The sequence below is a fragment of the Nocardia sp. PLKS1-43 genome, assembly GCF_059510335.1.
Window position 1 is genome coordinate 84,219 of sequence record NZ_JCAJZQ010000018.1, and the last position, 19,766, is coordinate 103,984.

Here is a 19,766-nt window from a genome sequence, read left to right on the forward strand (position 1 = left end):
ATTGCCGATGCGTTGTGAACGCCCGCGTCGCGCGACCGGGCGGCCACGGCGATCGGCACGCGGAACGACTCTGCGGGTACGTTGTCGAGCGGGTCGGCCGACCGCCTCGACGGGCCGGCCGCCGGGTGCTCGATCCGCGCTCGGGGCCGGATTACCGAGCCGGGGGAGGACACAGAATGCCGCACGGGATCGGGGGCAGTCCCGGGATGTAGATCATCGGCGCGGGTGTCGGCATGGGTGCGGGTGCCGGTGCGGGGAATGCGTTGCCGGGGTTGGGGTTCGAGGTGACCACCGCTTGCACATGGTCCTCGGGTGACGCCGCCGCGTGGTCGTCCGGGCCGGGGATCGTCGTCTCGGGCACGGACGGAACGACATCGGCGGGACGGGCTTGCGTACCCGCGTAGATCCGCGACCAGGTCAGCACGTTCGACGCATACGCCATCGAGTGGTTGTAACGCAGGACCGCGTTGAGGCGCTGTTGCGGATCGCTCAGGTTCGCGCCGTCCGCGCACAGATATCGTCCGGCGGCGAGCGCGGCGTCGTAGACGTTGTTCGGGTCGGCGACACCGTCGCCGTTGCCGTCGGAGGCCCAGTGTTGCCAGGTGCCCGGCAGGAATTGCATGGGCCCGATCGCGCGAACGTAACTGCCCGACGCCCTGATGATCTCGTTTCCGGGCAGGGTCCCGTCCAGTGCCGGTCCGAGAATCGGCGAGATCGTCCGGCCGTGTGCGTCGACCGAGCCCGAGCGCGCATGGCCGGATTCGATCCGCCCGATGCCGGCCAGCAGATTCCAGGTCAGACCGCAGCCGGGCCGCGTCTGCCGGAGAATCAACTCGGCATTGCGGTAGGCGGCCAGCACCGGCTCGGGGATCGCGGCAGCCGCGCTGCCGGGCACGGGTGTGGCCCCCTCGGCCGCGGTGGCCGCGACGGGCTGTGCCGGTGGTGCGTCATCGGGCGGGGTACTCGGTTCCGGCACGGCCGGATGCGGGCGCAGCGCCGGAACGACCGCGGGCACCAGCGCGGGACCGCTCCGCTCCGCGCGCAGATCGCGTTGCAGGGCAGTGAATTCCGTGCTCGCTGTGCTTCGGTTCGGTGGTGGCGCGGACTCGCCCCCGGCGCTCGAGGATCCCGCGACCAGCAGTCCGGTGACCGCGAGCGCGGAGACCAGGGCCGCCGGGCGTGCGGGCGTGGATCGATTCGTACTTCTCGACTGCGCACGACGATGTGATCGCATCGGATAACTCCCTGGGATCGCAGATTCGCCTGTAGGCCAGCATGATTCGGGCAGCTGCGCCGCCCGGCTCCGCAGAGTTGGTAGCCCGGGCTTGTTCAAAAGCCTTCGCTGATCGAAAGCTGAGAGATATCGTTGCACGAAATGTGTGATCCGTCTAACGTCTGACGTCTATCGTAGTTTGTATCACAGCTCGCTCATGGCTCCGACCGCTCTGCCGGTGGCAGCGTAGCGGGCTGGTTGTTCGTCGGCGCGCTGGTCCAAGCGTGCAAGCTCGGCCGAGGAGAGAACATGGGTGTCGAAGTCAGTACCACCGGAATCACCAAAAGCTTTGGTGCCCAGACGATCTGGCGTGATGTCAGCCTGACGTTGCCGCCCGGGGAGGTGAGCGTCCTGCTCGGTCCCTCGGGTACGGGCAAATCGGTGTTCCTCAAATCGCTGATCGGCCTACTGCGCCCGGAGTGCGGTGCGATCCACGTCGACGGTACCGACATCATGAAGTGCTCGACCTCGCAGCTGTACGAGATCCGCAAGCTGTTCGGCGTGCTGTTCCAGGACGGGGCGCTGTTCGGGTCGATGAGCCTGTTCGACAACGTCGCGTTCCCGTTGCGCGAGCACACCCGCAAGAACGAGTCCGAGATCCGGCGGATCGTGCTGGAGAAGCTCGAGCTGACCGGTCTGCTCGGCGCGGAGGACAAGCTGCCCGGCGAGATCTCCGGCGGGATGCGCAAGCGTGCCGGGCTGGCCCGGGCTCTGGTGCTCGATCCGGAGATCATCCTGGTGGACGAGCCGGACTCGGGCCTGGATCCGGTGCGCACCACGTACATCAGTCAGTTGTTCCTGGACATCAATGCTCAGATCGATGCGACGTTCCTGATCGTCACGCACAACATCAATCTCGCCCGCACAGTGCCGGACAACATCGGCATGCTGTTCCGTCGTGAGCTGGTGATGTTCGGCCCGCGCGAGGTGCTGTTGACCTCCGACGAGCCGGTGGTGAAGCAGTTCCTCAACGGCCGCATGGTCGGCCCGATCGGCATGTCCGAGGAGAAGGACGAGGCCCAGATGGAGCGCGAACAGGCGCTGGTCGATGCCGGGCATCACGCGGGTGGGGTGGACGAGATCGAGGGGATCGTCCCGCAGATGCAGGCGACACCGGGGATGCCGTTCCGGCAGGCGGTGACCCGCCGTCAGAACCGCGTGCGCGAGATGCTGCACACGCTGACCCCGGCGGCGCGGACCGCGGTGGAGGCGAGCTTCGGTGCGGAGCAGACGGTCCCGGACCTGGCGGATCGCTGAACCTCCAGCGGACTGCTTTACAAAAGACGATTGACGTAATGCGTAAAGCAAAGTATGTTCTATGTGAGCCACGACACGTGGCGCGCCACAGGGAGATTCGGATCACAAGCGATGTGCCGGGTCGGTATTCCGGGAGCGCCGGTGGCTCCACTGCTCGCCGTACTGCGCGAGCGAATGCGGTCTCGTGAAATCGGAGTATCGAACAATGACGCTCGAAGGCAATGTCGCCGAACCGATCGGGAATACTGCGATCGTTCTTCCGGCCCTCGAATCTGCGCGGGGCCAGGCGCCGAAGACGCGGCGCACGAGAAATCGGCATTCGTCTCTTTAATCCATTACATAGCAAGCAATTTCACCATCGGTGACGTTTCGTCGCACCGTTGGGAATTCCGCACACCGTCAGCACCAGAAATCGGTTACAGCGGCGCAGCTGTCGCATGCGCCGACATCCATGGAGGGAGGTGCCACCGATGAGTATCACGCAGGCACCGATGATCGCCCACGCAGTATCCGGCCCCGGCGGTCCATCGCACAATCGTCTCGACGGGTCGTCACCGGCGACGCCGTCCCGGACACAACGGGTAATGGCGCATCTGCGGCGAGCGCCGCGCGACAGCCTGGCAACCCTGGGCCGGTCCGCCCATCTGACCGCCGCGGTTGTGCGCTACACGGTCGTGGACACCGTGCGGCTGCGCATGCCGGTGTACGAGCTGGTCGATCAGATGTGGTTGCTGCTCAAGGTCACTGCGCTGCCCGCGCTCCTGATGGCGATACCGATCGGTGCGGAGGTGTCGGTCGAGGTCGGCGGCATCATGAATCAGGTCGGGGCCAACTCGCTGGCGGGTGCGGCCAGCGGCCTGGGAGTCGTCGGCCAGGGCGCGCCGATGGCGGCCGGTCTGCTGATGAGTGGCGCGGCGGCCTCGGCGATCGCCTCGGACCTGGGCGCGCGGTCGATCCGTGAGGAGATCGACGCCATGCGGGTGATGGGCGTGGACCCGGTCGAACGCCTGGTGATGCCGCGCTTCGTCGCGATGATCGTGATCGCTCCGGTGCTGTGCATCATCATCGTCGGCGCGGGCGTGTTCGCGGGCCTGGTCATTTCCGCCAACGTGAACAACGTTGTGCCGGGCAGCTTCTGGCAGTCCTTCGGTGCTTTCGCCACCCCGACCGACCTGGCGTTCTCGGTGCTCAAATCGCTGGTCTTCGCGGCCATCGTGGTGCTGATCGCGAGCCTGCGCGGCCTCGAGGCCAAGGGCGGTCCGAAGGGTGTGGCGAACGCCGTCAACGCCTCGGTCGTGTTGAGCGTGTTCTGCATCTTCATGACGAATCTGCTGATCAGTCAGCTGCAGATGATGTTCTTCCCGGCCCGATTGGCGTGATGATGAGTACATCTTCGAACTACTCGAATGCGTTGCCCGCCTTGGCCGCTCGACCGCTTCGCGCCCTCGGGCGCAGCGTGAGCGACATGGTCGGGGAGATCGGCCAAGTAGCCGTGTTCATCGTCAAGACCGTCGCGCTGCTGCCGGTCACCGTTCGCCACTATCGCAAACAGACCGTCAAGACGATGAACAACATGGCCTGGGGCAGTGGCTCACTCATCGTCGACGGCGGCGTGGTCAGCCTGATGTTCTTCCTCGGCGTGGCCGTCGGCGCGGTGGTGGCGATCGAGGCGTTCATGGCGTTCGATCTGCTGGGCTTCGGCGCGTTGACCGGAATCATCGGATCCTTCGGCAACATTCGCGTGATCGCTCCCATCATCACCGGCATCGGCTTTGCCGCCCAGGCCGGCTGCCGGATGACCGCCGAGATCGGCGCGATGCGCATCTCCGAGGAGATCGACGCGACCGAATCCATGGGGCTGCGGGCGATTCCGTTCGTCGTGGGCACCCGGCTCATCGGCGGCATGCTCGTGGTGCTGCCCGGATATCTGATGGCGCTGGTGGTCGCCTTCTTCACCGGCGGGATCATCGTCAAGGTCTTCCATCACCAGCCGCACGGCACCTACGACCACTATTTCGCCCAGTTCCTGAGCTGGCCGGATCTGGGCGCATCGGTGATCAAGGCGGTGTCGTTCTGCGCGGTGGTCACGCTGATCCATTGCTACTACGGCTATTTCGCCTCCGGCGGGCCCGCGGGCGTGGGCGCGGCGTCGGGGCGCGCCATCCGGGCGAGCCTGGTGGCGATCGTCGTGCTGAATTTCGCGATGACAGTGGCGATCTGGGGCCTGAGCCCCCTGCTGGTTTTCAAAGGATAGGGCGATGGCCAAGACACGCAATCAGGATTTCCTGCGCGGCACCGACCGCGATCAGAAACGTATCGTGAATATCGCGGCCGCCGGGGTCGCGGCCACGGTCGCCGTCGTGCTGGCGGCGACGATGTGGGTGTACCCGACCTACCACGAGCCATCCGGCTTGGCGCTGAATGTCGAAGTGCCCTATGTCGGTCCGGGCGTCGGTACCGGGACGAAGGTGATTCTGCACGGCGCGGAGATCGGCCAGGTCACCGGCCTCGAGAAGACCGATCCGGGCACGGTGCGGATGAGTCTGCAACTGCGCTCCGATATTTCCGCACGCCTGACCGATGACTTCGACCTGGATTTCCGCCCGGAGAACTATTTCGGCATCAGCGCGGTCGATCTGGTCGCGCACCCGGAGGGAAATCGGCTGGTATCCGGCAGCACGCTGGACAAGACCCCCGCCGGTGACTTCACCATGTCGACGATGCTGGAGAAGGGCTCGGTCGCGGTCGACGGGACGCTGACTCAGTCGATGGTGACCACGCTGAACAAGGTCGTGCGGTACACCGACGGGCTGACGCCATTGATCCAGTCGGGAATCATCTTCGCCGATCGGGTGGCCGCGACCCAGCAGACGATGCCGACCGAACTGATGCGCCGCGCCGACGACATCCTCGCTGTCCTACCGGCTTTCGGTGATCAGGCGGTGGACGCCCTCTACAACGTGTACAACAGTTCCTACAACCGTCGGCCGGACGGCTCGGTCGGCGTGGACGACGCGTTCATGGACAAGACCGACGAGGGCCTGGGCCTGGCGGCCAACAGCCTGTTCGGCAAGGCGGGTCACCTGCTCGCCTCGCACGGATCGCAGTTGACCCCGGTCACCAGCCTCGTGCAGGCGATGAGCGATGCCATGCCGCACATGCTCGGCGGCGGCAAGGCTCCCGACAAGCTGATGACACTGATCGACCGGTACAACGCGGCCTTCCACGGCAGCAACGGGCACAAGACGCTGAGTCTGCGCATCGTCGTCGACGATCTGCCGATGTTCGCCACGCCGCTGGCGCTGACCGGAATTCCGACCACACCGGCCGGGGAGGCCCACCGATGAGCCCGCGCACCAAACTGTTCGTCACGCTGGGCAAGCTCGGCGTCGCTGCGGTCGTGGCGGTCGTGCTGTTCTCGATCATCCTCAGCGCCATCAAGAATCCGGTGCACGGTGACACCGACAGCTACACCGCCGAGTTCACCGATGCTTCCGGTCTGCACGTCAACGGCGATATCCGCACGAAAGGCGTTCGGATAGGCAAGGTTTCGGCGATCAAACTCATCCGGAAGAACGGCGCGAGCATCGCCGAGGTGAGTTTCTCGCTCCAGCACCCCTACCGATTGCTGGACAACTCGGTGCTGGCCGTGAAGTACCAGAACCTCACCGGAATCCGGTACGTCGATCTGCAGGAGCCGGACCAGCCGGGCCGTCCGGTCAGCCAACTCGGCACCAACCAAACCCGGCCGTCGTTCGACATCACCCAGTTGTTCAACGGCCTGCAGCCGGTGCTGAGCACAATGAGCACCAACGAGATCAATACGTTCATGCAGAACGCGATCACCCTGCTGCAGGGCGACGGATCGGGCCTGGCGCCCATGCTCGACAGCGTGCAGCGGCTCACCGATCTCGCGCACGACCGCGAACAGGTGATCTCCGTGCTGGTCGCCAACCTCTCGCGGATCTCCGACTCGATGGGCGGAAAGTCGCCCGAGGTCATGGAATTCATGAAATCGCTGAGTTTCCCGATCGCCAAGGCGATGACGGTGCTGAGCCAATTCCCGAAGACCGCGAAATTCGGGCCCGAATTCCTCACCCCCGTGCACCAACTGCTCATCGAGCTGGGCATGGCCCGCGGCGTGGACGTGGACAAGATACTGACCCACGCGTTCGCCTCGCTGCCGCAGGCCGCGGAGGCGCTGCGGCTGCTGCCGGTGACGCTCGCCGGACTGCAACTGCCGCAGACCTCGGCCGCGCCCTCGGCGATGAACTGCAGTCACGGGGTCGCCCAATTGCCCACGGAGGTCAAGGTTTTGCTGAACGGGAGCGAGGTCGTGGTATGTCGGAAGTGATGACGAGCGAGCCGCGGCGCGGCGCGCTGGGCGCTCTGGTGCGGCGGGTCGCCGCGAGCGAGATCCTGCTCGGGACGGTGGTCGTGGTCACCGCGGTCGCCGCCCTGGGCGCGACCACCCTGTTCTACATCCATCCGACCGGGCAGCGCACCGTGTCCTTCCAGACCACCGATGCCTCGACGCTGTCGACCGGTGAGGAGGTCCGGGTCGCCGGGATCACCGTCGGCAAGCTGACCAAGGTGTCGTTCCAGCCGGATACCGTGTTGGTCGAGGCGCAGGTCTCCGACGATACCTTCATCGGCGACGATTCCCGTGTCGAGGTGCGCATGCTGACCCCGGTCGGTGGCTACGCGGTTACCGTTGTGCCACTGGGTGATTCGCCGCTGGGTTCGCGGGTCATCCCGGTCGACCACGTCAGTGTGCCGTATTCGATCGGGGACGTGCTCCAGGCCGCACCGCATGTGACCGACCAGGTGAAGGGCGGTCCGGTGGACGCCAATATCGACCAGGTGGCCCAAGCGCTGCAACACAATTCGACGTCGGTCGGATCGTTGATCTCCGGGATGAACAGCATCTCGGCGGTGATGGACCGCCAGCGCACGCAGGTCGAGCAGATCACCGGCCTGGCCTCGGAGTACATGAAGACGTTCAACGGCAGCCGGGATTTCGTGTTCGACCTGATCCGGCAGATTGATCTGGTCGTATCCACGTACAACAACGCGCATGTCGGTTTCAACGAAGCCTACGCCCTGCTGGGTGACGTCCTGATGCGGGTGCAGCCGGAGATGAAGTTCTACCTGGACCACAAGGACCAGGTGCGCGGCGCGGTGGACCAGGTGCGCAAGTCGATCGAGAGCTTCCAGGCGAACATGGGCCCGGCCATCGACAAATTGCAGGGACTGCGCGCCCAGCTCGCGGCGTGGCTGACCCCGCAGGGGTTGGCGACGATCACCGGGGGCACAGTGCTGGCCTCGAATATCTGTGTTCCTCTTCCCGGGCGGACGTGCTGAGATGACAATTCGCAGGAAGTATCTGATCGGTACCGGTGGGGTGCTGGCACTCGCGCTGGTCGGTGGCCTCGGCTTCGCGGTCGTGGATCCGGATGGCTCGCAATCGCATTCGGGGTTCTGCGCGCAGATGCCCGACGCGGTGGGCCTGTACGCCGGTAATCCGGTGACGCAGATGGGATTGCAGGTCGGTCGCGTGGACCGGATCCAACCGCGCGGCGACCACGTCGAAGTGAGCTTCACCCTCGACGGCGGCCGCAGGTTCCCGGTCGATGTCCGTGCGGTCACCCGCTCCAAGTCGATCCTGGCCGACCGCAGTGTGGAGCTGGTGGGCAACTACAAGGCCGGCCCGGAACTCGCTGCCGGGCAGTGTATTCCGGAGGATCACAGCTTCACCCCCAAGAGCATCTCCGAAATCGCGGGCTCGGCAGCGGATTTCATCAACGCGCTGAGTCCGAACGACAACCGGGAGAGCTTCGAGAAGGCCGTGTCCGGAATGGCGGAGGCACTGCGCGGGCAGGGTGACAACGCGCGGTCGATGATGCTGCACGCCTCCGCGGCGTCCCAGAGCCCGGACCGGCTGATGGCCGACATCGGCTCGATCATCCAGAACATGGCTCCGCTGACCGACGCCGCGTTGCAGCGGTGGCCCGCGATGAAATCCATCCTGGATCAGATGCCCGAGGTCGTCGGCGCGGGGATCGATCTGTGGCCCGGCGTGGTGGACGTCTGCATCGGCGTCGGCTGGCTGGTGAACGTGCTGCACGACGTGCAGACCAACTACGGCGACCTGCTCTGGCCGCTGTTGCAGGGGCCGGTCGCCGATGCCGTCCACCTGGCCGCCAGCCGCTCGAAAGACATTGCCGGACTGCTGGATTCGATTCCATCGATCGCCGCGACGCTGCGGCAGCAGTCGAACGGCAACGGCGGGATGGTGATCGACTACCGTCCGCCGACCGTCCAGGTCGATTCCCCGGTGGCTCCCGAGTTGTGCGAGGAGGCGAACCGTACGCGTCCCGGCAGTTGCTCGACGGTTCAGGGGCATGTGCGGGTCCCGGTCACCGGACTGCTGGACATGACGCTCGCGAAAGGTCAGCGATGAAGACGACCACACGATGGAAGACCGGCGCGGTGGCGACGGTGCTCGGGTGCAGCCTGCTGGCCACCTGCGCGTGCTCGGCGGTGGGCCCGGATGATCTGCCCTCGGTCCGGGGCGGCGTCGGGGCGGGCTATCAGCTCGGGATGCAGTTCGCCAGCACCATGAATCTGCCCACCGGCGCCGATGTGATGATGGACGGACTGCGCGTCGGGCAGGTCGAGAAGCTCACTGTCGCAGGGAAAATCGTCGACGTCAGCGCCGAGGTGAAGCAGGGGACCAAGATCCCCGCCGACGTGCGCGCGGTGATCCGCCAGAACACCCTGCTGGGCGATACTTACATCGCGCTCGATCACGGGGCTGTCGTGCAGGGTCCGTATCTGCCGCCCGGCGGCACGGTGAGCGTCGATCACACCAGCTCGCCGCCGCAGCTCGAGGACACCATGGCGGTCATGGCGTATTTCGTCAACGGCGGCAGCATCCAGCAGATCGAGAACGCGATGACCGGGATAAACACCGTCATGCCCAAGCCGCGCAACGTGCAGCGGCTGGCGAACGTCGTAGCCGGGGACATGCACGATCTGTCCGGTGACACCGGTGAGATCGACCGGATGCTCAACGGTTTCAGCGCGACCGGCGCCTCGATCGACGCCAGGGGGCAGACCCTGGCGACGCTGTTCGCGCAACCGACCGTGCACTACTGGCGTCGCACGGCGGTCAACATCGTGTCCTACATCAGCCAGATCCTGCCCTCGGTCGGCAGCGTGTACGAGGGCGGCCTGTGGATGGTGCCCATGCTGAATTCCCTGGCCGAGACCGGTGCGGTCGGTCGCGGCATCTGGGACCGCGCGCCCGCGGATACCGCGAAGGTGTCGGATTTCCTGCGCACCACGTTGCTGCCGTTCGCGCAGAATCCCTCGGTCGACATCCGGTCGATCGAGACGGACAAGGGCGATCAGATCGTCGGGGACGTGCAGAATCTGCTGCGCATGCTGGGAGCGGTGAAATGAGCCTGAAGACCGTCGCATCCGTCGCGGGCATGGCGGCACTGGCCGTCTCCTCGTTCGTGTACCTCAACCACATAGGCCTCGACACCGGTCTGCTGCAACACGTCCGCACGGCCAGCATGTCGGTTCCGGACACCAACGGCCTGGTGGTCGGGTCGCGGGTGCTGTTGCGCGGCGTCGCGATCGGGCACGTCACCGGTATCGACCCCACGCCGGACCACGTGAAGATCGCTTGGAACTACGACGACGGCTACCGCATCCCCTCGGAGAGCAGTTTCCGGGTCGACAACCTCTCGGCACTGGGCGAGGCATATCTGGCGGTGCTTCCGGCGACCGAATCCGGCCCGTATCTGACCAATGGGGCCACCGTGCCCACCGCGCGCGTGGTCGTGCCCACCACCTTCCAAGAATTGTCGGCCAGGCTGACCCGGATGCTCGAGCAGATCGAGCCCGATCGGGTCCGGGAGATCTTCCGGACCGTCGATGTGGCGCTGCCCGATGATTCGTGGGTCCTGAACGACCTGTCGCGTGCGGGCCAGCTGCTCGCCCAGACCCTGACCCGGCGATCGAACGATCTGACGCAGTTGCTGACGAAGTTGCAGCCGCTGCTGGAAGGCACCGGCACCGTCCCCGCCGACCTCGCCGGTGCCACACCGCAATTGGCGCAGTTCGGGTCGGGATTCAACGATGTGCTCAGCGGGATCGACTTCGCCGCGTCCTTCGGCCCGCTGACCGGCATCCGCGACGGGGCCGCCCCGCTGATCGATCAGTTGCAGGCGTTCCTGGACAAGAGTTCCGGTGACCTGCACACCCTCGGCGTGGACCTGCTGCCCGGTGTGCGGGCCGGGGCGACGTCGATGTCGACCGTGGATGTCGGGCGCCTGCTGGACAACGCGATCGCCTCGACCTCTTCGGGCGATGCGATCACCGTGCACCTGCGACCACCGGGGAGGTAGCCCCTGCTCCGCGACGATAGCGATTTTCCTGACCATCCCCGTTCGAAGAAGGCTTTCATGAACCACTCCACTTCCGTGCTCACCGGCCCCGAATCCGCCACCGATCCCGACACCGAATCATCCAGCGGCACGACGGAATCCGCGCCCGCCGCGGACGAGTCGCGCCGTCGTTCGGCGGCGCTGTCCGCCGCGCTGCGGCGTGGACGACGGACGGGGAACTCCTCGATCCAGCTGAAAACCGTTGTCGTCGGCGCGCTGGTCCTCGCGCTGGTGGCCGCGGTCGCGGTGCTGGGCTGGCAGCTGAGCGACAAGTCCGATCAGATCGCCGCCGGGCGTGCGGAGCAGGCGGGGACCGCGCACGCCGAACAGGTCGCACTCGACTACGCCACCGCCGCCGCGGAGATGAACTTCCAGGATCTGGCCTCCTGGCGCTCGCGCCTGACCAAGGGCACCAGCCCGGAACTGTCCAACCGGCTGACCCAGGCGGCGGGTTCGATGGAGCAGATCATCACCCCGCTGCAGTGGGTGTCCACGGCCAAACCCGTTGCGGCCAAGGTGCGTTCGGACAACAACGGCATCTACTCGGTGGACTGCTTCGTCAGTGTGCTGACCAAGAACAGCCAGGCGCCCGAGGGCATCCAGTCCACCGCGACCTATTCGCTGACCCTGGACAGCCACGACAATTGGACCATCACCGACATCGGCGGCATCGGCAACGCCCTGGACGGCGCCACCGCCCCGAAGTGAATCCGCGGCGGTAAGCCGTGTCGGCAAGGCGTGCTCGCGGCCGGAATTCGTGCCATCGGCGGTACGGATTCCGGCCGCGGGCGTGTCGACGACGGATCCCGAGTCCTGGCGCGTTGGGGGCGGGTAACCGGGATGGGCTGCCGGCCCAGCCGCGACCCCGGACACGATGTGGGACAGGGATTTTCAACCCCCGTCGCTCATGAACCAGCGCATGAACGGCTCCCGGCTAGAACCCGTCGACGCTGATCGGAACGATGGCGAGCAGCTCACCGAGTCTCGGACATCTGTGCGCGAATCCCGGTTCCGTATCCGGAGTTCCCGATGTAGGTAGCGGACTGCGAGCTGTCGTTCACGATGCCGCATCCAGGGAGCCCAGTTCGGAGCGGCTCGACACGGGTGGGTGAGCGCGTTTTCGGACGACCCGGGAAATCGAACAGTGGCGATTCAGTTGACCAGCGGCAGGACCACGTGACAGGTCGGCGGCGCGGGGTGCTGCGGGTCCAGTGCGTTGAGGACCAGTTGCAGGGTGATGTCGTCGTAGATCACCGAACCGTGGAAGACCTGGTCCTGCGGGCAGGTGTCCTGGGTGATGACGTTCGTGACGTTGGGCGCGGCGGGCAGGCGGGCCTCGTCGGGGGTGACGACCAGGTCGGCGCGGGAGGTGATGCTCACGTATCGGACGCCCGGGCGGGTGAAGCCGTCGCGGGACACTTCGCGAACGAAGGCCGAACCCGCCGCGCCGTCCGCGGCGGCCGGCAGAACCGAGCCGAGTGCCTGCGGGCCGCCCGGGAGAGCCGACAGTTCGGCCAGGACGCCATAGCCGCTCAGACCGCGCACCGGCGAGTCGAGGCTGATCATCGCGTGCACGTGCGGAACGCCGCCCAGCACGTTGAGGTAGTAGAGCGGCGCCAGACCGCCCTCGGAATAGCCCACGAGATCGACCTGATCGGTGTGCGTGGCCGCACGAACCCGATCGATGAACCGGCCGATCTCGGCGGCGGAGGCGCGCATATCACCCATCTGGTGGAACGGTCCGCCCGCCGGGCCGCCGTAATCCAAGCCGAAGACGCAATAACCTGCCGCGTGTAGCCGGGGTGAGTACATCGCCCAGTTCGCGTAGGCGTTCAGGAATGCGCCGTTGATCAGGATCAGTGGCCTGGGATGGGCCGAGGCGGGGCGGCAGCCGAAGTCGTTCATGCCCGGCGGTAGCGCCTCCGGAGCGACCACCGAATAGGCCACGGCCGATTCCCAATTCGATTGCGGTGGACCGTATTGCGGCGATTGCGCGGCAGCGGGCGATGCGGCGGCCCAGGTGCTCGCGGCCGCGGCTCCGATCGCGAGCGCGGCGCGCAGGCGGGTGCGGCGACCGGCGGCTCGGCGGCAGGATCCGGTGGTGCGCTTCGGCGTCATGACGCGACTCCCGGGAGTGAAGTGACGCAGTGGTGGCCGACCAGGTTGGTTATCCTATCGATCATAGGTTAGTGAGCGTACTTCCCGGGTGACGGCCGCGGGCCGTATTCGCTCGATCGGGGATATCGATCCGGCCGCGCCGGCCCGTCGTAGCTTCGCGAACGGGTCAGGGGAGCAGGGCCGGAAGCAGGAACGTCCGCAGTCGCGCGCGGACCGTGTCCAGGTCCTCGGCCTCGCGGGTCGAGCCGCGTGCGATGTAGTAGATCTCCAGTTCCGAGATCCACTCGCACAGCAGCCGGATGTCCAGATCCGCGCGAATGTCGCCCGCGGCGCGCGCCCTGGTGAGAATCGGCTCCCACAGTTCGTAGGTCAGCTCGACCGCGCGGCCGGTCTCGGTCAGCAGGCGCGCGGCGAGCACCATTTCCGCAGGTGAAACCAGTCGGTGCATCATCGGATCGCGACGGCCGCGGCGCACGTCTTCGCAGATGCCCTCGACGATGCGCTCGGAGATGGTCGGGTGTCGGGCGATGAACTCGCGGGCGGAATCCATGTTCGCGCGGGCGCGCCGGACCACCGATTCGGTCACCAGCGCGTCGCGGTCGGCGAAGTAGCGATACACCGTCGCGCGCGAACTCGACGCGGCCTTGGCGACGTCCTCCATGGTGGTGTTCGCGATGCCGAGGCGGGCGAAACAGGACTCGGCCGCGGCGAGGATGGCCGATCGAGTATCGGCCGGGAGCTCGATATGCGCGCCGCGTGCAGTCACCGAAGCACGATACCAAGTAGTCGGGAAATCGAAAAGCTTTAGATAAGACACTAGACAATCATTGTCTCGTGTGCCACTCTCGGATAATGGAGCGCGACGAGAAGATCAGGCTCACGCAGCGGCTCATCGCCCACGTGGACAACAACACCACCGACTACGCGGAAGACCTTCTCCGCGTGTCATTTTCGGTATTCGACGATCCCGAGCTGGCGGACAAGGAGCGAGCGGTGGTGCGGCGATTCCCGCACATCGTGGCGCACGTCGACGAGTTGCAGAAGGCCGGTGACTTTCTGACTACCGGTCTGATCGGGACGCCGCTACTGGTGGTCAAGCAGAGCGACGGCAGCGTCAAGGCGTTCTCCAACGTCTGCCGACACCGCGGGTCGAAGGTCGAATTCTCCGAGTCCGGCTGCAAACGCGTGTTCGCCTGCCCGTATCACAACTGGTCCTACGGCAAGGACGGCTCGCTGCGCGGGATGCCGCACGCCGAGGGTTTCGACGGCATGGACCGCGGTGAGTACGGCCTGGTCGAATTCCCCTGCGAGGTCCGGCACGGGCTGGTCTGGGTGGTGCCGACCGTCGGCGAGTCGCTGGATATCGCCGCGGTGCTGGGGGACAAGCACGACGCGGAGGTCGCCGACACGGGCATGGGCGGGTCCTACCAGGTGCGTAAGGAGACCTGGCGGCTGGGTATGAACTGGAAGATCGCCGTGGACGGGGTGCAGGACTCGTATCACCTGTGCCAGTTGCACACCAAGACGGTCTGCAACTACCTCGAGGGCAATATCACCGCCTTCGATCCGGTCGGCCGTTCGTGGCGACTCGTGGTGGCGCGCAAGGCGATCACCGAGGTGCGCGACGCCGACCCGGATTCGTTCGACGTGCGGGACTACTCGCTGGCGAACTACACGGTCTATCCGGGCACCATGCTGGTGACCGAGCCCAACCACTTCGAGATCTGGACGATCGTGCCGGACGCGCAGGACCCGAACGTCAGCTACTGCACCATCCGCCTGCTGTCCCCGAGCAAACCGCAGACCCCGCGCGAGGAGCGGATCCTGCAGAAGAACTGGGACCTGCTGATGGAGACGCTGCACGCCGAGGACTGGTTCGTCACCAAGACGATCACCGACAACGCGGCGCACGGTCAGGTCGGCGAGCTGATCTACGGGCGAAACGAATTGCCGGGACAGGTTTTTCACAAGATGGTCGCCGACGATGTCGCGCGGCTCGAGTCCGAGCAGGCCGCCGAGCCGGTCGCGGCTCGGTAGCGGGTCATGGCCGAGGAACTGCGCCGGGACAGCCCGGCGCCCGGCGTGCTCCGGCTGACGCTCGATCGCCCGCACGCGCACAACGCCATCTCGATCGCCCTGCAACGCGCACTGGACACCGCGATGTCCGATGCCGCGCAAGAGGATTCGATCCGCGTGGTGATCCTGGCGGGTGCGGGCGAGCGGGCGTTCTGCGCAGGCTACGACCTCAAGGAGCTCGAGGCGATGCCGCCCGAACTCGCGCGGGCCTCGATGGCCGAGCGGGAGGACATGCTGTGGCGGTATCTGAGCTTCCCCAAACCGACCGTGGTGGCTGTCCACGGTCTCGCCTACGGCGCGGGAACCATGTACGCGGCGTGTTCGGATCTGCGCGTCGGTGGTCCGGAGACCACCATGGCGGTCAGTGCCGCCAGATACGGCGGCGTGAATCTCAGCTGGCTGCTGGACACTCTCATCGGCGGCGCGCACACCCGTGACCTGCTGATGACCGCACGGGCGGTACCCGGCGCGGAGGCTTACGGGATGGGCCTGCTCACCCGGTACGAGCCGGATGTGGGTGAGGCGGCGGTGCGAATCGCGAAAGAGATTGCCGCACAACCGCCCGAGGGGCTGCGGGCGATCAAACAACTACTGCTCGAGGGCCCCGGCCACAGTCTGCGTGCTCGGTACGAGCACGAGAACGCGGCCGTGCGCTCGACGCTCGAACAGCAGGCGATCGGCGATATGTTCTCGACCTTCTTCGCGAACAGGCCGGCCGCGAAGACCACGGGTGAGGTATGAGCGCCGATATCTGGAATCCGACCTGGGCGGACCCGTTCGTCCCGACCATCGCCGCGCAGGACGAGTACACCGAGTTGATCGAGGCGCTGCGAGCCGCTCAGGAGGCGGTCGCGCGAAGCAAGCCGACGCCGCGCGCGGCTGCCGAGTCGGCCGCGAGACTGCGTGAGATCGCCACGGCCATGGCCGAATTCGAGGTCGACGAGGACGAGCAGATCTCGGGTAAACGCTGGGAGTGCGCCGGGCACGGCCAAGCCCTGGCCCCGCCGATCCAGCTGGACCGGATCACCGACACCACCGCGATCGGCCGGGTGCGGGTCGAGCGCTTCCACTCGGGCCGCTACGCGATGAACGGCGGTGTGGCCCCGCTGATCTTCGACGAGATCATGGCGCGGTTGGCCAACCATCACCGCCCGTGGGCCCGCACGGCCCGGCTCGAGGTCTCCTTCCGCGCCCCCACGCCGCTGCACACCGAGCTGACGCTGAGCGCGCGCCTGGTCGAACAGCAGGGCCGCAAGCGGTTCATGCACGGGACGCTGCACCACGGCGACGTCCTGCTGGTTGAGGCCGAAGGATTGTGGATCGAGCTGAAACCCGAACAGACGCACAATATTTCGAAGGAATTGAAAGAGGTCGTCGGATGAGTGGATTCTCCCTGCTGAACGGCGTACGCGTGCTCGAGGTGGCACAGCTGGCCCCCGCCTCGCTCGGCGGCCACCTGGCCGACCTCGGCGCGGAGGTGATCAAGGTCGAATCCGGACCGCTGGGCGATCCGGTGCGCGTCGGCGGCGACCGCGCGATCGGCGAGCCGGACGGCCCGTCGTTCATGCACCTGCGGTGGAATCGCGGGAAGCGGTCGGTCGCCCTGGATCTGCGCTCGGACGAGGGTAAACAGGCGTTCCTGGACCTGGCCCGATCCTGCGACGCGGTGATCGAGGGCATGCGCGGCGGCTATCTGGACTGGCTCGGCATCGGATTCGATCGGCTGCGGGAGGTGAACCCCAAGATCGTGCTGTGCACGGTGTCCGGGATGGGCACCGACGGCCCGTATCGCAGCCTGGGCACCGGCGGACCGGTCTTCGACGGGTATGCCGGTCTGCGCGAGGTCGGCACTCCCGACGAGCCGCCGGTGTCCGGGATCGCCGGTTCGACCAGCCCGCCGATCGCGATGTACGCACTCGGGGCCTACGGGGCGATGGGCCTGCTGGCGGCGCTGCACCGCGCGAACGCCACCGGGGTCGGCGCCCGGGTGGAGGTTTCCGGTATCGACGTGGCGGCGGCCTGGATGCCGGATCTGTCCGACGCGGAGTTGAACCGGGAACGCTCGATGCACCGGCCGACCTGGTTGCCGGACGGGCGGCTGCCGGACTGGCCGCGGCTCGAGGCGTACCGGACCAGCGACGGCAAGGCCGTGCTGTTCGGCTCGCACGTGGAGAAGTTCTGGCGGAACTTCCTGATCGCGGTCGGCCGCGAGGATCTGGTCGAGGTGGATCTGACCACCGCCGACGAGGGCGCGCCGCAGCGGGCCGAGCACGTGTGGCGGGAGTTGCGGGAGATCTTCGCCCAGCGCACCCGGGACGAATGGGTGGAGCTGTTCCTCGAGCACGGCATCGCCGGGGGACCGGTCAACACCGTGACCGAGATGCTCGACGATCCGCACTTCCGGGCCAGGGACAACACCTATCGCGTCGACTACGCGGGGGTGGGCGAACTCGAATTCGTGGTCAGCCCGGTGCGGGTGGCCGGGGAGAAGTTCGCTCCGGCACTGCCCCCGCGGGCCGGGGCCGACACCGCGCGGGTGCTGCGCGAGGTCGCCGGTTACGACGACGCGCGCATCACCGCTGCGGCCGATCGCCAGCTGTATGCGAAGGACGACGGACCCACCGGCTGAGCTGCCGTGGGGGAGAACGACACTCACGCGAAAGATGTTGTGTGGGTGTCGTTTTCATGCACTCTGGCAGGTTGTATGGGGGGCTTGCCGGGGTATTGCGGAATAAATCTAAAGCTGTTAGGTTTGGCGACACGCAGTGAGGGCGGTCACATCCGCCGGTGCTCGCGGCCGAGCAGTCGGCCAACGAGGAGGAATTCGAATGAATCTCGCGGATCTGACGCGGTACTGGGGTAAGACCCGCTCTCAGCAACAGGCGATCGTGTTCGGCGACACCGCCGAGACATGGGGCGAACTCGACGCGGTCACCGACGCTATCGCTCGCGGACTGGCCGCGCGGGGCGTCGGCAAGGGCGACCGGGTCGCGGTCATGATGCTCAACCGGCCCGAACTGGCCCACGTCATCCTGGCCACGCTCAAGCTCGGCGCGATCAGCGTGCCGCTGAATTTCCGGCTCACCGCGACGGAACTCGCGCCGATGGTGGTGGATTCGGCTCCGCGCGTGGTGATCGTCGAAGACGGGTTCGCCCCGCTGCTCGAGGTCGCTGCCGAGCAGATCCCGTTCGAGATCTACGCGATCGGCGGCAGTGCGCATCGTCCGTACGACAGCCTGATCGATTCCGGCGTCGCCCCGCGCGTGCACATCGTCGGTGACGACGCGGCCTTCATCTGCTACACCTCCGGCACGACCGGGGTGCAGAAGGGAGCGGTGATCACGCACCGCAGTGCGATGGCCCCGGGCGTCGCGCAGACCGTCACCCAGGGCTTCACCGCCCGCGACCGGGTGCTGTGCGCCGCGCCGCTGGTCTACACCGGATCGGTGCTGTCGATCTTCATGCAGCTGGTCGTCGTCCCGGGAGCCACGATGGTGCTGCTGGGCGAATACGATCCGGTGATCGCCCTGGACACCATCGAGCGTGAGCAGATCACCGCGGCCACGGTGGTACCAGTGATCTGGGAGCGGATGACCACCCTGCCCGACTTCAGCCGGCGCAAACTCGCGAAGTTCACCTTCGCCGGAACCGGCGGAGCCCCGGTCGGCGTGGACCTGGTGGAGTTCTATCGCGAACACGGCATCCCGCTGACCCAGGTGTACGGGCTGACCGAGGCGTCGGGCATGGTTTCCTCACTGACCTACGACGAGGCGCTGTCGCGCCCCGGCTACGCCGGCCGCGCGCTGGTGGGCACCCAGGTCAAGATCGGCGACCCCGGCGTGGACACCCCGGCTGGTGAGGTGGGCGAGATCCTGGTGCGCGGCGAGCACGTGATGCGGGAGTACTGGAACAAGCCCGAGGCGACCGCGGCGACGCTGGTGGACGGCTGGTTGCGCACCGGCGATCTGGGCCTGCAGGACGAGGGCGGCTTCCTCAAGATCGTCGATCGCAGCAAGGACATGCTGATCTCCGGCGGTCTCAACGTCTATCCCGCCGAGATCGAGAAGGTGCTGCACCGCATCGAGGGCGTCGAGGACCTCGCGGTGATCGGTGTGCGGGACGACCGGTGGGGCGAGGTACCCATGGTGGTCTTCCACAGCGGGCGCCCGGCCGCGGACGTCGTCGCGGACATCGCGCTGCTCGCCGGGGAGGAACTCGCGAAGTTCAAGCGGCCCAAACACGCTGTCGCACTGGGGGAGCCGCTGCCGCGGACGTTCTCCGGGAAGATGGCCAAGCCGCTGCTGCGCAAGCAGTTCCCGCAGGCTCCCGCCGACGCCATCCCGGTCAACGGGGTCGCCGCGACCGGCTAGGAGTGCGATGGCGTTCGCGTCGTTCCGCCGTGCTCGCGGCCGGAATCCGGGTACCCCGATACAGCGGGATCCCGGCCGAAAGTATGCCGGAACGATGAATGCTCTTGCGGTAAAGATGGATTCGCGGCTGCCGCGGATCTCGTAGAACTCGCCGACCCGGGTGGCCTCCGTTGCCGCCCGGGTCGACGGCCGTCCGGAAGGACAACGACAGGA

18 protein-coding genes are annotated in these 19,766 nt (G+C 66.7%); 15 read left to right on the forward strand and 3 right to left on the reverse strand.

Going from position 1 to position 19,766, the window contains the following annotated elements; translation table 11 throughout:
• Positions 1-151: 151 nt before the first annotated feature.
• Positions 152-1,234 (reverse strand): lytic transglycosylase domain-containing protein, encoded by a 1,083-nt coding sequence (locus AC5WS7_RS37735; protein WP_495959442.1) that lies wholly within the window; start codon positions 1,232-1,234, stop codon positions 152-154.
• A gap of 288 nt (positions 1,235-1,522) precedes the next feature.
• Here AC5WS7_RS37735 and AC5WS7_RS37740 point away from each other — a divergent pair, with 288 nt between their 5' ends.
• The 10 genes from AC5WS7_RS37740 (at position 1,523) to AC5WS7_RS37785 (ending at position 11,697) form a co-directional block, all read left to right on the forward strand.
• A complete protein-coding gene (locus tag AC5WS7_RS37740) occupies positions 1,523-2,530 on the forward strand; it encodes an ABC transporter ATP-binding protein (RefSeq protein WP_495959443.1) in 1,008 nt (335 codons plus the stop codon).
• 584 nt (positions 2,531-3,114) lie between these two features.
• Entirely contained in the window at positions 3,115-3,909 is a 795-nt protein-coding gene (locus AC5WS7_RS37745; protein WP_495959483.1) for an MlaE family ABC transporter permease, read from the forward strand.
• A gap of 86 nt (positions 3,910-3,995) precedes the next feature.
• Positions 3,996-4,784 carry an MlaE family ABC transporter permease gene (locus AC5WS7_RS37750; protein ID WP_495959484.1) on the forward strand — a complete coding sequence of 263 codons (789 nt, stop codon included), beginning with the start codon at positions 3,996-3,998 and terminating at the stop codon, positions 4,782-4,784.
• A gap of 4 nt (positions 4,785-4,788) precedes the next feature.
• Positions 4,789-5,877, forward strand: coding sequence for an MlaD family protein (locus tag AC5WS7_RS37755; RefSeq protein WP_495959444.1), 1,089 nt, complete (start codon positions 4,789-4,791; stop codon positions 5,875-5,877).
• The gene (locus tag AC5WS7_RS37760) at positions 5,874-6,884 is read left to right on the forward strand and encodes an MlaD family protein (protein WP_495959445.1); all 1,011 of its coding nucleotides are present in this window, start codon (positions 5,874-5,876) and stop codon (positions 6,882-6,884) included. Before AC5WS7_RS37755 ends, AC5WS7_RS37760 begins: the two co-directional genes overlap by 4 nt.
• Positions 6,872-7,894: an MlaD family protein gene (locus AC5WS7_RS37765; protein ID WP_495959446.1), complete on the forward strand. Its 1,023-nt coding sequence runs from the start codon at positions 6,872-6,874 to the stop codon at positions 7,892-7,894. The genes AC5WS7_RS37760 and AC5WS7_RS37765 overlap by 13 nt, the downstream gene beginning before the upstream one ends.
• A gap of 1 nt (position 7,895) precedes the next feature.
• Positions 7,896-8,993 carry an MlaD family protein gene (locus tag AC5WS7_RS37770; protein ID WP_495959447.1) on the forward strand — a complete coding sequence of 366 codons (1,098 nt, stop codon included), beginning with the start codon at positions 7,896-7,898 and terminating at the stop codon, positions 8,991-8,993.
• Positions 8,990-9,997: an MlaD family protein gene (locus AC5WS7_RS37775; RefSeq protein WP_495959448.1), complete on the forward strand. Its 1,008-nt coding sequence runs from the start codon at positions 8,990-8,992 to the stop codon at positions 9,995-9,997. Before AC5WS7_RS37770 ends, AC5WS7_RS37775 begins: the two co-directional genes overlap by 4 nt.
• Positions 9,994-10,950 (forward strand): MlaD family protein, encoded by a 957-nt coding sequence (locus AC5WS7_RS37780; protein ID WP_495959449.1) that lies wholly within the window; start codon positions 9,994-9,996, stop codon positions 10,948-10,950. Before AC5WS7_RS37775 ends, AC5WS7_RS37780 begins: the two co-directional genes overlap by 4 nt.
• A gap of 57 nt (positions 10,951-11,007) precedes the next feature.
• A complete protein-coding gene (locus tag AC5WS7_RS37785; protein ID WP_495959450.1) occupies positions 11,008-11,697 on the forward strand; it encodes a hypothetical protein in 690 nt (229 codons plus the stop codon).
• A gap of 444 nt (positions 11,698-12,141) precedes the next feature.
• Here the strand turns inward: AC5WS7_RS37785 and AC5WS7_RS37790 are convergent, their stop codons facing one another.
• Together AC5WS7_RS37790 and AC5WS7_RS37795 are read right to left on the reverse strand one after the other, a co-directional pair.
• Entirely contained in the window at positions 12,142-13,107 is a 966-nt protein-coding gene (locus AC5WS7_RS37790) for an esterase/lipase family protein (protein ID WP_495959451.1), read from the reverse strand.
• Between the two features lie 166 nt (positions 13,108-13,273).
• Positions 13,274-13,873: a TetR/AcrR family transcriptional regulator gene (locus tag AC5WS7_RS37795; protein ID WP_495959452.1), complete on the reverse strand. Its 600-nt coding sequence runs from the start codon at positions 13,871-13,873 to the stop codon at positions 13,274-13,276.
• 86 nt (positions 13,874-13,959) lie between these two features.
• Here AC5WS7_RS37795 and AC5WS7_RS37800 point away from each other — a divergent pair, with 86 nt between their 5' ends.
• From AC5WS7_RS37800 to AC5WS7_RS37820, 5 genes are all read left to right on the forward strand, one after another.
• A complete protein-coding gene (locus AC5WS7_RS37800; RefSeq protein ID WP_495959453.1) occupies positions 13,960-15,144 on the forward strand; it encodes an aromatic ring-hydroxylating oxygenase subunit alpha in 1,185 nt (394 codons plus the stop codon).
• A gap of 6 nt (positions 15,145-15,150) precedes the next feature.
• Positions 15,151-15,924, forward strand: coding sequence for an enoyl-CoA hydratase/isomerase family protein (locus AC5WS7_RS37805; RefSeq protein ID WP_495959454.1), 774 nt, complete (start codon positions 15,151-15,153; stop codon positions 15,922-15,924).
• The gene (locus AC5WS7_RS37810) at positions 15,921-16,565 is read left to right on the forward strand and encodes a hotdog domain-containing protein (RefSeq protein WP_495959455.1); all 645 of its coding nucleotides are present in this window, start codon (positions 15,921-15,923) and stop codon (positions 16,563-16,565) included. Before AC5WS7_RS37805 ends, AC5WS7_RS37810 begins: the two co-directional genes overlap by 4 nt.
• Positions 16,562-17,812, forward strand: coding sequence for a CaiB/BaiF CoA transferase family protein (locus AC5WS7_RS37815; protein ID WP_495959456.1), 1,251 nt, complete (start codon positions 16,562-16,564; stop codon positions 17,810-17,812). Before AC5WS7_RS37810 ends, AC5WS7_RS37815 begins: the two co-directional genes overlap by 4 nt.
• Before the next feature lie 199 nt (positions 17,813-18,011).
• Positions 18,012-19,553: a class I adenylate-forming enzyme family protein gene (locus tag AC5WS7_RS37820; RefSeq protein ID WP_495959457.1), complete on the forward strand. Its 1,542-nt coding sequence runs from the start codon at positions 18,012-18,014 to the stop codon at positions 19,551-19,553.
• The last annotated feature ends 213 nt before the right edge of the window (positions 19,554-19,766 follow it).